This is a genomic window from Shimazuella sp. NTD247 (assembly GCF_059510415.1).
Genome location: NZ_JCAJZU010000003.1, coordinates 132,446 through 146,435 on the forward strand (window position 1 = coordinate 132,446; position 13,990 = coordinate 146,435).

Sequence of the window (13,990 nt, forward strand, 5' to 3'; positions counted from 1 at the left end):
ATCAAAAAAACAGCAAGCCCTGATTACTCGGCGATCCGCTAATTTACGGTGTAGGAGAAGACAGGATTGGCCGTTGGTAATGAGTGTGTGATCTGTTTGATCGATGATATGGTGTTGATTGGTATTGCTCGCAGGGTGAAATAAAAAATGGACTCCCGCTGCACGTTTGTACAGCGGGAGCCCCACATCTTAGCTGGCTTGTGCCAGAGAGGATGTTTACAGGAGACTCATGTGGATCTCCGAGTCATCGAAAGTCCCGACCGACTTGCGCGGGTTGAATTCGTACTCGTGGTTGGAGTCCGGGAACCCGCCTCCGTAGAAGAGGCCGCGATCGGCCTCCCAACGGAGGGTGATCCGTCCCTCGTCACCGAGCCAACGCGCCTCCAGGGTGCGCTTCAGCTGCCCATCGACACAAATATAGCGGAGGTAATCCTCAACCGTATCGTAATCCCCCTGCCAAGTGTCGAGCAGGATGGGAGATCGGCTGAGGTCGACGACAGGAATCTTCGTTCCCTCGTCGAAACGCAGGCGATGGAACTCGACCTGCTGGTGGTGCATCACCTCGCCGGTGAGATACTTCAGCTGCTCTGTCCCGTAGCGGAGCTCGTCACCGTGGAGATCGAGCCTCCCACGGGTGACAAGTTCTCCCTCCTTCGGGAGACGAAGCTGCTTCCCGTCTCGAATGAAGGGGGTGAATTCGATCACACCTTCGGCAGCAGTAGCTGGCTCGACGATGTCATCTTCCAGGTCATCGTCCCAACGGGTCGTCTCCGGCCTGGCAGGCTCGAAGGAGGGATTTTCCGGGAACACCGGGAGAAACGCCGCCGCCTCTCGTTCTCGAACGAACACCATTTCTGCCTCGAAGTCGATGGCGATAGTGACACCGCTGCCGTCCTTCGGGCGGATGATGAAGCTGTTCGCGGAGAGGGTGTGGGACACGGGCGGCAGGATCTTCTGCATAGACATCCCTTTCTAGGATGCAGGGGTGGATATTGCCTTATATTTTATTCTAATTTAATTTTCTCACATTTACAAACAAAAAAACGCCCAACTCTGGGCGTTTAGCTTTGCCATTCTGTATGGAAAGTTCCTTCTTCATCGATACGCTGGTATGTATGTGCTCCAAAGTAATCGCGTTGTGCTTGGAGTAAGTTTGCGGGTAAAGCAGCCGTACGGTAACTGTCGTAATAAGCAAGTGCGCTGTAGAAAGATGGTGTTGGGATACCGTTTTCTATGGCAACTGCTATCACATGACGCAGGGCTGACTGATATTCTTCGGCAATTTTTTTGAAATAAGGGTCTAATAATAAATTCGTCAGCTCTGGCTCGCGGTCATATGCATCTTTGATTTTTTGCAGGAATTGGGCGCGAATGATACAACCTCCACGGAAGATCATAGCAATGTTTCCATATGGCAAATCCCAATGGTATTCTTTGGCAGCAGCTCGTAATTGGGTAAATCCTTGCGCATAGGAACAGATTTTGCTTAAATACAATGCTTTGCGAATGGCTTCAATCAATGCTTTTTTATCACCAGTGTACGGCTGGATTGCTGGACCATGAAGCACTTTGCTTGCTTTCACACGCTCTTCTTTCATCGAAGAAATAATCCGAGCAAAAACGGATTCGGTGATGATCGATAAGGGAACTCCTAATTCCAATGCATCTTGACTTGTCCATTTGCCTGTGCCTTTTTGTCCAGCGGTATCCAAGATAACATCCACTAGCGGTTTGCCGGTTTTTTCATCTGTTTTGGTAAAGATGTCTGCTGTAATTTCGATAAGATAGCTGTCCAGCTCGCCTTTATTCCACTCCGCAAAAACTTCATGCAGCTCGGCAGCATCTAATCCTAATACATGTTTTAGCAAAAAATAAGCTTCGGAGATCAACTGCATATCTCCGTACTCAATTCCATTATGAACCATTTTGACATAGTGACCAGCACCATCAGGACCGATATACGTACAGCATGGCTCTCCGTTTACTTTTGCGGCAATCGCAGTTAAAATCGGTTCTACCAAGTCATAAGCTTCTTTTTGTCCGCCTGGCATGATAGAAGGACCATGCAGTGCTCCTTCTTCTCCTCCGGATACTCCTGTTCCGATGAAGTGTATTCCATTTTTTTCTAATTCTTTGTTGCGTCGTATGGTGTCATGAAAATATGTATTACCGCCATCGATTAAGATATCGCCTTTATCCAAATGAACTTTTACTTGATCAATAGTAGCATCTGTTGGTGCTCCTGCTTTGATCATCATCAATATTTTTCTTGGTTTTTCTAAGCTTTGCACAAACTCTTCTATCGTATATGTACCAATAATATTTTTTCCAGCTGCATCTTTGGATACAAAAGGATCAATTAAGTTGGTGAAGTTATCAAATACCGCAACTGAATATCCTCGACTTTCCATATTCAGAGCCAAATTCCGACCCATCACACCTAAACCAATAACTCCAATTTGTTGTTGTGCCATTAGCAGTTAGCTCCTTCTTGATCAATATACCTTTACAAGCTCATTCTTTGAAAATAACATAATAGCGCTGGTTGAGCAAATTCGTCTGCATTTTCGATATCACTTGGACATCTGATGGTGAAATAGCAGAAAATACCACTCTCTTATGTTTTGAAGAAAGAAGGAGCTTTATACAAATGAGCAGGTAACAAAAAATCTTTTTCAATTTATTTGTTGAAACAGCACGGAATGGTGGGCTTGGTTATGTTGAAAAGCGATTAAAGATTTGAGTAAGAGGCTTGTTTCCTTTTCGAGGGGTATAGGTGGGTCCACTCCGCTCTTATTTGAGTGGAGTGGATCATGCACTTTCTGCGAAAACTTTAGCTCACCAAAGAAAGCGCATAATTGACATCTTCAAGAGTAAACTCACTATGGTATAGCTGACGATTATCCTTGCTCTTCAGGCGTTCAAGAGCAGCCTTGATCTCTGCAGTCTTACCAGTGTCACGAAGTACTTTCTGAGCCTTTTTCTTTGCTTCCGGCTCATTTGTGATTGACAGTTCTACAGCTTCTTCCAAAAGAGGGTTACGAACATCAAAGAATTTGCTAATGTCAATACAATAGATGTGACTTGCCATATCAATCAGCGCGATCGCATTGCTGAGCGGAGAACTGTAAGCGGGATTAACAGCCATTATGATATCCCTTGTTCGATTAAAATGGTATTTCCATTTCTTAAAATATTTTATCATACATGATATTATGCCGTACAGTTAATCTGTGTTTTGAAAGGTTAATATTAGCGTAATTTTGATGTCGAACCGTTTTTAACTATAAAATTGGTTATTTTGAATGGGAGGAGTATATATGTGAAACGTGACAAGGGCTTCTTCACTTGGGTTGTACATGGAGTGGATTTGATCTGTTGTCACCGTAAAGTAATCATCAGTGGTGAACTTCTCTTCTCTTATTAATGCAGGTTGGGCAGAAGAGATTTCAAAGATTCGGTTATGTACTATCCCTTTTATTACCTTCACACAACAAAAAGAATCTGCATGATCATGAATAGACGTTTCTGTTTGAGGCGGGAGATTTAATACAATTACTTCAAATTGTTTGGAGGAGAAGATCACATTTCTTCCATAGTTGAGGGGAGGCACAGGGGAGGTCACAAAAGGAGTGGTGTTTGTATAGTTACATGGGATTTCACGTAAGATTTGCTCAACGTGCTCGATTGTTGGATTTGTCACTTGATTGAGAATGCGAGACAAATATTCCAATAATTCCATCTATTATCCTCCTAATGAATACATTATTGTGGATTATATGTGGAAAGACAGAAATTCATGAGGAGTATCTTTCTATATTGAGAGCGGTTTCAGAATCGCTTTATACTAATGCGAAATTCCAATCAAGTTTGGTTATATCCTATAAACTTGCACACCCCTTACACCAAGAATAAGTGATGTAGAGGGCGCGAAGCTGATCTATGAACTATACTAACTTCTTAAGAACAGGGAGAAGATTTTTGAAATGACGATCAGGGTCAGGCTTACCCTCACTGTCTACATGGACACTAAGACCCTTATGAGCATTCATCTGTTCCAGCTTACGGAGGGCATTCTTGATTTTATCTTTACCATAAGCCTCAAAAGCCTTCTTAAAGTGCTTTTCAAAGTTGTCATAGTCGTCATGATCCAGATAAATCTTAGCAAGATCCATATTCTTTCGTACATTCGGTTTTCCCGAACTGTCCTCAATGTAAACACCTGCGAAAGTCGAAAGCGCCATCAGGAAATTTCGGGGTTCATAGTACTCATATGCACGCTTGGACATGCGTCTTCTCATCTCTGCTATAGTGAAATGGGATTTTCAAATGGTCAATTTGCATTACATATGTACTTAATATCAGTCTACTTTCATCAAATTTTTTTGGAGTGCAGTTGACTTTTTAGCTTTAGTGAAATTCTGTATTTCACAAATTTGTCCTCCTTTAGTGATAACTTCCTCACCTCGTACATATATTCAGCGTAAGGGCTCAAAGGATAGAAGGAGGGAGTTACGTGGAGCAACTTCGCTTTAATATTTCGGAGAAAATACGCTTGCATCCACAGCAGGCGGGGATATCGTCCTTGCTAGAATTGGATTTGTATCCAGATGTAGAAATCAAAGACGAAGGGCAGCATCTGAAAATTCATGGTTATCTTCGTTTAAATGGTACATATGAGGGTGATTTGGATGAGGATGCAGATATATTGGAATACGATCCAGATGAAATCATGGGTGAGGAGATCGCATATGTTATTCCAGTAGAAATAACATTGCCTCGTAATCGAGCGGAACTAGCCTATGTATCAGCAGAAGTGGAATCATTTGATTATCAGTTGCTATCTCCGTTTGAATTACAAATTGAAGCAATACTCATGATTGATGGAATATTGCCAGAGCAAGAGGAAGAAGAGCTGGTAACGGAAGTATCAGTGGAAGAACAGACAAATAAGCAGGATGAACAACAAGAATCTCCAACTTTTGCCGCACAGCCTGCAACACCTGAAAAACGTATCGAAGCACAAAAAGAACAGAAAGCAGAAGAGGAAACAAGAGAGATTCATCGTGAAACTCACAAAATCGTAAAAGAGCAAGTGTCCATAGAAGAGCCCCAACAGCAACAGCCCGTAATTGTTATTGAAGAAGAGACAGCAGAAGATATAGTAGAAGAACCCACAAATGTAGAAGAAGAAGTACAGGGAAGAGATTGGAGCAGGTGGTTGATTGGTTCGAAGGAGGACTCTTTTACCGCGATGAAGATGGTCATTGTGCAAAAAGATGAATCGATTGATACATTGGCAGCGAAATATGATATCTCCTGCGATGCCATTCTCAGAACGAATCAATTTACAACAGACCGTTTAGAAGAAGGTCAGATTGTAAAAATTCCAGTAAAACGGAGTTAGAGGAGGAGAACTTTCGATGTGGGAAGTAATCCATGCATTTGGCTGGAATCCTATCTCTGTCCAGCACCGAGGTGGAGTTTGGGAAGTCGTGGACGGAGACCAGAGATATGCGTTAAAAGAAAGCCATGCTTCCGAAGAAAAGTTGTATGTTCTTCATCGGATGCTAGAGCAAGTCCGTGCAGCAGGCTATCCTCACTTGCTTCCTTGGATTCCTACTGAAGATGGGGATATGGTTGTATCTGCGTATGGTAAACAGTGGTATGCAACCCCTTGGCAGGATCCTGCAGATGAACATATTTCTGCAACAGAACTGGCTAGTTCTCTTGGCTATTTTCATCGTATTGCTGAACCCGTTGCAGCACAATTTCCAAAGCTTCATCAAGTCATCGATGGGGATATCACAAATACTTGGAAAGAGAGAGAGTCGCAATTAGCTGGTTGGCAAGCTGAACTTGTAGAAGGGGAAGCTACTATTTCGCAAAATGCTGCACAAATACCGAAAAATACTTTTTCTTTTGCTATACGTGGGATTGATCGATATGTAAATACAGAAAAAGGAATTGCTCCACGTTATACGATATGTCATCAAAGGATTCATCCATCGAATGTAATTACAAGTGAACAGGGATGGTATTTGATTGACTTTGATCATGCGGAATTGGATACACCAGTCAAAGATTTGGCAACGTTAATACATCGATATCCAGAAGAATCTCCAGAAGAAATATTAGCAGCATATGAACAGGAAAATAAACTGCTTCCAAAGGAGAAACGTTTGCTGGCTGTTTTTTTATCTTATCCAGAAAGATTGGTTCGTGTTGCCGAAAGAAAAGAAGAGACATTTGATGTGTCCCGTGAACTCAGTCATGTGCAGGCATGTCAAAAATTAGTCAAAAAACTATGGCCGCAAAAGAAAAGATCAAAATCAAGACAAAAACGAAATAGAGGATAGATACGAGGGAAACCTCGTTTTTTTATGTCTTTATAAACAATAAGTGAATCGGCTCAAATGATTTACCACCGTAAAGGATAGAGCTATACTATAGTAACAGATGAAAAATTCAGACTCTTCACCTGTGCGGGTGAGAAAAAGAGTGACTCGCAAATGAGAGGACCGGCATGTCCCGCAAATTTCCAAAGTGGAAACGGCCTGAATGGTTGACTCCACCAGTAATGATGGCGATGGCTGGAACCAATGCTTATATTGGACATAATCACTTCGTCAATTCTCCCTTCTCCATGCTGATGAAACAGCATGGACTGGAGAAGGAGATTTCGACCCTAAACGCCGTGCTTGCAGGTGTGTCCATCATCGCAGCTCTTGTGACAATGATCATCCGGGGTTCATGGGTAAAACCGGTTGTCGTGATCGCCTGTTTGGGAAATGCGATCATGATGTTTTTTTACCCTTGGGCATTGACCCAGTCAGACTCTACGACTCTCTACATCATTCGCTGTATTCAGCTTCTGCTGGACAATATGATTTATGGAGGAGTGTATGCTCTTCTGCGAATGGTGGCGGATGATGAAGGGCCAGAACATCAAAAAACAATGGCCTTGAATCAAGTACTATTGGCAGTAGTTTCCTCCACTGTCAAAATGATCGGCTTTTGGCTGATCGCTGATCCCATGAGATGGGCTGTATGTGGCACAGTACTCAATCTGCTCATCATTCCTATTGTCTTGCGGGTCGACCTCAGTGAAAAAACAGAGGAAGAGACAGAGGAAATGACACCTAGCGAGCAGAGTGTACGATCGGAACGCAGGCAATGGCTTTCGGTTGTACAATCAGAGAGTAAACAATGGGGATCTGCATTCGGCAGGTGCATTCCTACTATTGGAAATAGTCTTATCTTTATCCTCATCGGAGGAGGAGGTTATTTTCCTTTGTTTCTCCATGGGGGCTGGCTGTCTGGTGCCGCACTCGCCACATTTGCCTTCGCCAGTACAGGGGGCAGTTGGTTGTCTGCGTACATGGCGAAAACATGGGAAGAGCGAGGCGTCATCGCTGTTGCTAGCATTCTTTCCATCGGAGGGTTTCAATATCTCTACTGGACTGACATCGATCGTAGCTATGTTCTTTTCGTCACGGGCCTGTTGGGGATCACCTATGGAGTATGTTCCAATTCCTATGGCTACCTGATGAACCGTTCCACTGATCCGAAGCGCAAGGGGATCGCAGTTGGATCTGGTAATCTATTCTCTGCGGGAAGCATGATGGTATGTGCATTCCTATTTGGATGGATTGGTATTCACCGCGATCTCTGGCTCTGGGGATCGGTGATCATCTTCGGCACATTGGCTGCCCTTCCATTCATCAAATATCCCAAGTTTAATAAAACGGAGAAGAATGAGGGAGAGGCTAAGGACAAAGTCGCTTCTCTAACTGAGTCATAACACCCAACCCCCTGGCACTCTGCTATCACCAACACGGTGTGAGCAGGGCAGCTAGGGGGGATGAATTTTGCGGATCTGTCCATTTATCATGTGTAGGGGATAAAATCGGCAACTAGAATCTAGTTCCGTTTTGTGCAGCTTCCTAGCTCAGACTGGCTTATCAAACGTGATCCCACGCCGTTAGAGATGTACCCACATGGTCAAAATGTCTGTTATCAGTGTCTAGTTCTTCTCCCCGATGGAATGAGCCCAGTAATCGATCAAAGGTCCGCCGGGACGTTGAATACTAATGCCTATATCTCCATTGTCTTTCATTACAAAGTGTTCATATGTCTCATGAAATGGTTTTTCTAGATGGTAATGATCATAGTCGCCATAGTCAAATTCCTTTTGGTATTCATGGTATATCTTACTGTCTAATAATAAATGATACTGATGGATTTCTTTATTACTTGAACCGATGTAAATAAATTCATCCAGTTCGTTTTTTAAATAGGCAACTGCCTCTTGATAAGAGTGAAACTCTGGCAAATTTTTCAGCCAATTTAGGTCTAATTTGCGCTTATGTTTCTTTTGGGAAGGAAAGTAAACTTGTACATCCCCATCCTTCTTTTTCTTCATAGTGGATAGATCTTGATAAGTATTATCAAAAGGTTTTTCTAAGTTGTTGCAATCATATTTATGATTATCAAATTGTAACTGGTATTTGTCGTAAATATCTTTGTCCAACAAAATACGATATCTGCCAGCTGGATTGTCTAATGAAAGAAGTTTATAATCCCAACTCAGGACAAATACCAAATCACCAAATTTGTTTTTTAAATAGTCTTTTAACTCTTGGTCAGAGTGAAATGCAGGTAAATTTCTTAGCCAATCCTCGTCTAATTTTTTCATCGTTGTATCACTCCACTTGCTGTTTTTGCAGGTAATTTAGCGTTACTAAAAATTATCCTATAATAATAAGGATATCAGAAATCCTAGTTGATATCATCTTGAGTCTATCTGGGGAAAAAGAAGATTCAGAATCCCTTGGCTTGAAAAATAAAGAAAGAGGGGATAAATCATCCCATCTTTCCTAATATTGCGTGATTATCACCTATCAGGCGGATCACCTTCAAAAATGCTTCCGATTGTCTGAGGTTGTAAAGTCATTACTTGATCATCTCCCGCTTAAAACTACTGATCAGGTGGATCACCTTCAAAAATACGTCCAGTTGTTAATGGTTGTAGTTTCATTGTAATCATTTGTTGATCACCTCCATTTAATGATAAACTATTCTGATAAAAAATGGTCATGTATTTGTAATGCTTCTCCTGATTTTTATGCTCATAAAACTTAGTAAGTTCTAAAGCAATATCCCTTTGTTGTGTACGAAAGGAGTGTTGTTCTGCTATCTGGAGGGCTTTTTCATAATGATGGAGCGCTTCTGTGTGCATGCTTTGTTTTCGCTTACATTTTGCTAACGCGAGGTAGGATTCACAGAGCTTGAGGGCATCATTTTCCTCTTTGCTGATTTTTATTGCTTTTAGCAGAGTTTCTTCTGCTAGTTTGATATTTTCTTCTTCTAGGTATAACAATCCTAGCTGAAAATGGTTGGTTGCTGAGAGGAATTTGCGTTGAATTTTTTCTTCTAAGTTTGCCGCTGTTTGGAAACATTTCATAGCCATCTGATATTCGCCAAGTTGGTTGTAGGTTGTGCCAAGTGTTGTCCATAGTTCAAATAAGCGATCATACTTTTTTTCTCGTCTAGCAATCTCGATCCCATCTGATGCGTAGAGAATCGCTTTATCGAACATTTGGTGCTTGTTATAAAGCTTTGCTTGTAGATCATACATATTGAGTTGGATTTCGGTATCAATCTCTTCGAGATAAGGCCACATTTCATCTAATATTTTCAGTGCTTCATTATCTCGATCTAATCTTTCCAAATAAATTACCTGACTGATTAGCAAACTAAATTTAAAGTTTTTCCTTTCCCCTTTCGGATCAAAAGCCTCTAGTCCATTTTCCACACAATGTACAGCATTATCAAGATTGTTAAGCCGATAAGCAATCCGGGCAAGTTCATAGTAACTGGCAGTTTTTATATTAGCAGCCTGAATTTCTGGGTAATCATCCACCATTTGAATGGCTCGAAGAAAATGAAGATGGGCTTTCTGCCAGTTTTGCCCTTTGTAATAATATTTTCCTTTTAAATATTCGGTGACAGAGTTGTAGGGATGATCGGGAGGAAGTTGGAGCTTTTTTACTGCTTGCATCGCTTTTTTATAATCTCCACAGTCCATCTCCGTTTCAATAGACTTTAAGTCGAGTTTTAGTAAAGTCAAAGCGTTTCTTTCTCTCTGCTTTTCTTCTCTTAAAAGACGGGGTAAGTCTTGCTTACTGATTCCTACCTTTGCAAATAAACGATAGATTTTATCTATGCCTACATTTTTTTTGCCATGCTCGAAATTACTGATCGTAGTTGCGGAGATACCTTCTTCTTCTAAATCTTGTTGTTTTAACTTCTTCTCTTTCCGAATGGAACGAAAGAGCTCCCTGAGCTTCGTGTGATCCAAATGTTCCAACTTTGAACCCCCTTTGTTGCTCTATCATAAAATATTTTTTTAAAAAGAAAAATAGGACAATTCTGTGTTTAATAAAGCCTTTTTGGGAATATCAGACACTCGTTTGGTTTTATGAAACTAACTTATTGTCTTCCCGATTCATTGCGTGTTTTGATATGACCGAAAATAGGAGTAGGAAAGTAAAATTCCACTAATTTGTCAGAAAATTTAAATTTTGTTATGCTCATTTTAGATGATACACAACTAGATCGGCAACTAATTTTTGATAAATATAAGGGGGATTTGAAATGAGAGAAAGTATCATTCAGATGGTATCCATAGAAGGAAAGCGAATAACGTTTGTATTGCTTGATCCATTGGTAGTAGAGATGAGCGAAGGTATGGTTTATATACATGGGAAATCGTACGATATTTTTGCTAATCCGATCAGCAAACAAAGAAATAGAGAAATAGTAGATTGAAGGGTAATGGATGCAAAGGTAGAGAACTCACAGTGGAATTAAAAGAAACTGTTCGAGAAAGCAGTGAAATTGCAGAGTACATTGTTTACTGTTGTGGAGAAGGGGAGGAATATGTTTCCCTTGTTGATCAGTTACGTCAAGCTCATACTCGATCTAAATTGATAAAAGCGGTTTATCTTCTCTTATATTATGGAGAAGTTTGTTTAAAACAAAAAATGAAGGGGATGAGCCAAAAGAGGCTGGATGATCTTTTTCAGTTTTTCCGAACAGGAGATATTGCGAGTCTAAGCCATTTTCGCTCTGCGCTCGTCGCGAATATATCGAATTTTGAATTGGAAAAAATACATTATCAAGAGAAATATTTGCTGGAATTGCTTCGTGTGTAATATTGACTGTCACATTTGTTAAAAAATCCTCACTATATACCAGTGAGGATTTTGATGCGAACAAATATAGATAGGTGTATAGATTAGGTTTGATTCATCTTCATTTATAAATAAGTAGTATTTTACGGGGGTCTAGAGGGTTGTTACACCATTCTCTAGACCGGAACGAGAAGTTATAACTCGTTCCTACTTCCCGTCCCTACGCTGAAGGGACAGCGAGTTGGATTCAGAAGAGATTTTTGCCGAACTCCAACTCCAAGACTTTCATTGCCCGGAGTTCCGCTTCTGTGAGCGGGCCCTGCTTCTGACGGAGTTCCTCAAGTCGCTTTTTGCGTATCAACCTCAACTGATAACGCGTCATTTCCAGTGTCTCTTCTATAGTGACTCCAGTGGCGGGGGATGCTACGGCGTGGGCATAGCCAGCGCCCTTTTCATGAAGGCTACTCATTTTCTCGAAGACTGCCCAGGCATCCTCAGAAGGAAGTCCGCTCAAGGAATCACCGTTTCCGATCGGAATCAGATCGCTCTTCTTGGAAGAACGAGAGCCCATGCTGGCACGGACAAAGTCGACGAGGGCTTCCCCTGCCTTACGCATCTTTACCTCCAATAATAATCGCTTTCTGCGATACTTATATTCTATCATCGTTGCTAGTACCTTACATTAGGCAAATCGAGATTCTTTTTTACCCTTTGTCCACATAAAGTAGAGTAACAGGTCTACAGGGGAGATGAAGGACGTGAAATCATTACTGGTTATCCATAAAAAACGTCTATTTGTTATATTTTCTATCGCACTGTTTGTACTTATCGCGTTACTTGGCCGCCTTTCTTATGTGCAACTAATCCAGGGACCGATGCTCACTGGAAAAGCAGAAAATTTATGGGGCAGGGATATTCCGTTCGCATCCAAACGAGGTCGGATTTTGGATCGAAATGGAGAATTGATTGCATATAATATCAGTTCTCCATCGGTTATGGTCGTGCCAGCACAAATCAAAGATAAAGAAGGTACAGCTTATAAATTGGCGAAAATCTTACAAGTACCTGAAGAGAAAATTTTGCCTTTTGTTAAAAAGAAACAATTGATCGTGCGGATTACTCCTTATGGAAGGAAAATTTCGGAAGCGAAGGCGGAGCAGATACAAGGGTTGCAATTACCTGGAGTAGTGGTGGCAGAAGATAGTAAACGATATTATCCTTATCAAAGTTTAGCGTCTCATCTTTTAGGGTTTACAGGAATCGATAACCAAGGATTAGCAGGATTGGAGCTAGAATATAATCAGCAATTGCAAGGTACTCCTGGATATATTTCCTTCAGTGCTAATGCAAAAGGAGAAAAACTTCCTGGTGGAGTAGATCATTTTACACCTCCAAAGGATGGATTAGATTTAAAACTCACGATCGATATAAATATCCAAAAAATTATGGAGCGTGAATTGGATCAAGCGATGGCACAATACCAACCAGAAAATGTCATTGCGATCGCGATGGACCCTAAATCAGGTGAGATTTTGGGGATGAGCAGCCGTCCTACATATCGTCCAGATCAATACAAAACAACTGATCCACTCATCTACAACCGTAATTTACCTATTTGGAAAACGTATGAACCTGGTTCCACATTTAAAATTATTACATTAGCTGCTGCACTCCAAGAGAGAAAAGTTAATTTAAAAGAAGGTTTTTTCGATCCTGGTTTTATTGCAGTAGGTGGAGCTAGGTTACGATGCTGGAAAGCAGGAGGGCATGGTTCACAAACGTTTTTAGAGGTAGTAGAAAATTCCTGTAACCCTGGTTTTGTTACGCTAGGCCAGCGTTTAGGAAAAGAGAAGTTACTATCTTATATCAACAAGTTTGGATTTGGTCAGAAGACAGGAATTGACTTAAATGGAGAAGCCAAAGGGATCCTTTTCAAGCCTTCACGTATGGGGCCAGTCGAGCTCGCTACTACAGCATTTGGTCAAGGGGTAGCCGTTACTCCTATTCAACAAGTTGCAGCGGTTGCAGCCGCGATCAACGGCGGCAAACTGATGGTTCCTCATTTGGCAAAAGAATGGATGGACCCAGAAAGTGAGAAATTAGTTAGCTCTGTGAAACCAATCATAAAACGAGAAGTAATAACAGAAAGTACGTCCAGTGCCGTTCGTGCTGCTCTTGAAAGTGTTGTTGCCAAAGGTTCTGGTAGAAAAGCATTTGTCGATGGATATCGTGTTGGCGGAAAGACGGGAACAGCGCAAAAAGTAGGACCAAACGGTACTTATTTGCAAAACAATCATATTGTTTCTTTCATTGGTTTTGCACCTGCTGATGATCCTAAGATTGTCGTTTATTTGGCTGTAGATAATCCAAAGGGAATCCAGTTTGGTGGAGTTGTTGCAGCTCCTATCGTAGGGAACATTATCGGAGATAGTTTACGATATATGAAAGTACCCAAACGTAAAAATCAAATCGAACCCGAAAAGAATCCGCTGTACGATACGATTGTGTCTACACCGAATTTTGTGGGTCTTGATATCGATAAAATTAAAAATAGCCTTTATACTACTCCGATTGAAACTGTTGGAAAAGGAAAGATAGTCATCAGCCAGATCCCCCGTCCTGGTGAACGCGTGAAAAAGGGAACTCCTATTCGGATGTATTTGGGAGATAAATAACATATAAGCCTTCCATCGTTGGTTTTACATACCAGATGGAGGCTTATTTATCGAAAAAAAAGAAAATCCGAACAATTCGTTTGGTGTTCCGTCACTTTCCCTCAAGGGATTTTTCAC

At 41.4% G+C, this 13,990-nt stretch carries 14 protein-coding genes; 6 read left to right on the top strand and 8 right to left on the bottom strand.

Annotation, left to right across the window (positions count from 1 at the left end; all coding sequences use genetic code 11):
- Positions 1 to 216: 216 nt before the first annotated feature.
- The 5 genes from AC5WOC_RS09045 to AC5WOC_RS09065 form a co-directional block, all read right to left on the bottom strand.
- Complete coding sequence (locus AC5WOC_RS09045; protein WP_496055086.1) at positions 217 to 960, bottom strand: hypothetical protein; 744 nt, start codon at positions 958 to 960, stop codon at positions 217 to 219.
- Between the two features lie 101 nt (positions 961 to 1,061).
- A complete protein-coding gene (gene gnd, locus AC5WOC_RS09050) occupies positions 1,062 to 2,474 on the bottom strand; it encodes an NADP-dependent phosphogluconate dehydrogenase (RefSeq protein ID WP_496055087.1) in 1,413 nt (470 codons plus the stop codon).
- Positions 2,475 to 2,833: 359 nt separating this feature from the next.
- A complete protein-coding gene (locus tag AC5WOC_RS09055; RefSeq protein ID WP_496055088.1) occupies positions 2,834 to 3,148 on the bottom strand; it encodes a hypothetical protein in 315 nt (104 codons plus the stop codon).
- Between the two features lie 132 nt (positions 3,149 to 3,280).
- Entirely contained in the window at positions 3,281 to 3,742 is a 462-nt protein-coding gene (locus AC5WOC_RS09060; protein WP_496055089.1) for a cysteine dioxygenase, read from the bottom strand.
- Between the two features lie 205 nt (positions 3,743 to 3,947).
- Complete coding sequence (locus AC5WOC_RS09065) at positions 3,948 to 4,289, bottom strand: hypothetical protein (RefSeq protein ID WP_496055090.1); 342 nt, start codon at positions 4,287 to 4,289, stop codon at positions 3,948 to 3,950.
- Between the two features lie 227 nt (positions 4,290 to 4,516).
- Here AC5WOC_RS09065 and AC5WOC_RS09070 point away from each other — a divergent pair, with 227 nt between their 5' ends.
- The 3 genes from AC5WOC_RS09070 to AC5WOC_RS09080 all read left to right on the top strand — a co-directional run bounded on the left by AC5WOC_RS09070 (position 4,517) and on the right by AC5WOC_RS09080 (position 7,804).
- Entirely contained in the window at positions 4,517 to 5,407 is an 891-nt protein-coding gene (locus AC5WOC_RS09070; protein ID WP_496055091.1) for a LysM peptidoglycan-binding domain-containing protein, read from the top strand.
- A 16-nt stretch (positions 5,408 to 5,423) separates the two neighbouring features.
- Positions 5,424 to 6,359 (top strand): phosphotransferase, encoded by a 936-nt coding sequence (locus AC5WOC_RS09075; protein WP_496055092.1) that lies wholly within the window; start codon positions 5,424 to 5,426, stop codon positions 6,357 to 6,359.
- A 167-nt stretch (positions 6,360 to 6,526) separates the two neighbouring features.
- Positions 6,527 to 7,804, top strand: a complete 1,278-nt coding sequence (locus tag AC5WOC_RS09080) for an MFS transporter (RefSeq protein ID WP_496055093.1) — start codon at positions 6,527 to 6,529, stop codon at positions 7,802 to 7,804.
- Positions 7,805 to 8,026: 222 nt separating this feature from the next.
- Here the strand turns inward: AC5WOC_RS09080 and AC5WOC_RS09085 are convergent, their stop codons facing one another.
- Positions 8,027 to 8,698 carry a hypothetical protein gene (locus AC5WOC_RS09085; protein ID WP_496055094.1) on the bottom strand — a complete coding sequence of 224 codons (672 nt, stop codon included), beginning with the start codon at positions 8,696 to 8,698 and terminating at the stop codon, positions 8,027 to 8,029.
- Between the two features lie 282 nt (positions 8,699 to 8,980).
- Entirely contained in the window at positions 8,981 to 10,372 is a 1,392-nt protein-coding gene (locus tag AC5WOC_RS09090; protein ID WP_496055095.1) for a tetratricopeptide repeat protein, read from the bottom strand.
- 287 nt (positions 10,373 to 10,659) lie between these two features.
- On the opposite strand from AC5WOC_RS09090, the gene AC5WOC_RS09095 reads away from it, so the two are divergent.
- Together AC5WOC_RS09095 and AC5WOC_RS09100 are read left to right on the top strand one after the other, a co-directional pair.
- On the top strand, positions 10,660 to 10,833 hold the full coding sequence (locus AC5WOC_RS09095; RefSeq protein ID WP_496055096.1) for a hypothetical protein: 174 nt from the start codon (positions 10,660 to 10,662) through the stop codon (positions 10,831 to 10,833).
- Between the two features lie 32 nt (positions 10,834 to 10,865).
- Positions 10,866 to 11,219: a hypothetical protein gene (locus tag AC5WOC_RS09100; RefSeq protein ID WP_496055097.1), complete on the top strand. Its 354-nt coding sequence runs from the start codon at positions 10,866 to 10,868 to the stop codon at positions 11,217 to 11,219.
- Between the two features lie 226 nt (positions 11,220 to 11,445).
- Here the strand turns inward: AC5WOC_RS09100 and AC5WOC_RS09105 are convergent, their stop codons facing one another.
- Complete coding sequence (locus AC5WOC_RS09105) at positions 11,446 to 11,814, bottom strand: hypothetical protein (RefSeq protein ID WP_496055098.1); 369 nt, start codon at positions 11,812 to 11,814, stop codon at positions 11,446 to 11,448.
- Positions 11,815 to 11,956: 142 nt separating this feature from the next.
- On the opposite strand from AC5WOC_RS09105, the gene AC5WOC_RS09110 reads away from it, so the two are divergent.
- Positions 11,957 to 13,873, top strand: a complete 1,917-nt coding sequence (locus AC5WOC_RS09110) for a stage V sporulation protein D (RefSeq protein ID WP_496055099.1) — start codon at positions 11,957 to 11,959, stop codon at positions 13,871 to 13,873.
- Positions 13,874 to 13,990 lie beyond the last annotated feature (117 nt).

Bases quoted from the DNA above. Each gene is read 5' to 3' on its own strand.
- AC5WOC_RS09045 (WP_496055086.1), bottom strand. From the start codon at position 960: ATGCAGAAGATCCTGCCGCCCGTGTCCCACACCCTCTCCGCGAACAGC.
- gnd (WP_496055087.1), bottom strand. From the start codon at position 2,474: ATGGCACAACAACAAATTGGAGTTATTGGTTTAGGTGTGATGGGTCGG.
- AC5WOC_RS09055 (WP_496055088.1), bottom strand. From the start codon at position 3,148: ATGGCTGTTAATCCCGCTTACAGTTCTCCGCTCAGCAATGCGATCGCG.
- AC5WOC_RS09060 (WP_496055089.1), bottom strand. From the start codon at position 3,742: ATGGAATTATTGGAATATTTGTCTCGCATTCTCAATCAAGTGACAAAT.
- AC5WOC_RS09065 (WP_496055090.1), bottom strand. From the start codon at position 4,289: ATGTCCAAGCGTGCATATGAGTACTATGAACCCCGAAATTTCCTGATG.
- AC5WOC_RS09075 (WP_496055092.1), top strand. From the start codon at position 5,424: ATGTGGGAAGTAATCCATGCATTTGGCTGGAATCCTATCTCTGTCCAG.
- AC5WOC_RS09080 (WP_496055093.1), top strand. From the start codon at position 6,527: ATGTCCCGCAAATTTCCAAAGTGGAAACGGCCTGAATGGTTGACTCCA.
- AC5WOC_RS09085 (WP_496055094.1), bottom strand. From the start codon at position 8,698: ATGAAAAAATTAGACGAGGATTGGCTAAGAAATTTACCTGCATTTCAC.
- AC5WOC_RS09095 (WP_496055096.1), top strand. From the start codon at position 10,660: ATGAGAGAAAGTATCATTCAGATGGTATCCATAGAAGGAAAGCGAATA.
- AC5WOC_RS09105 (WP_496055098.1), bottom strand. From the start codon at position 11,814: ATGCGTAAGGCAGGGGAAGCCCTCGTCGACTTTGTCCGTGCCAGCATG.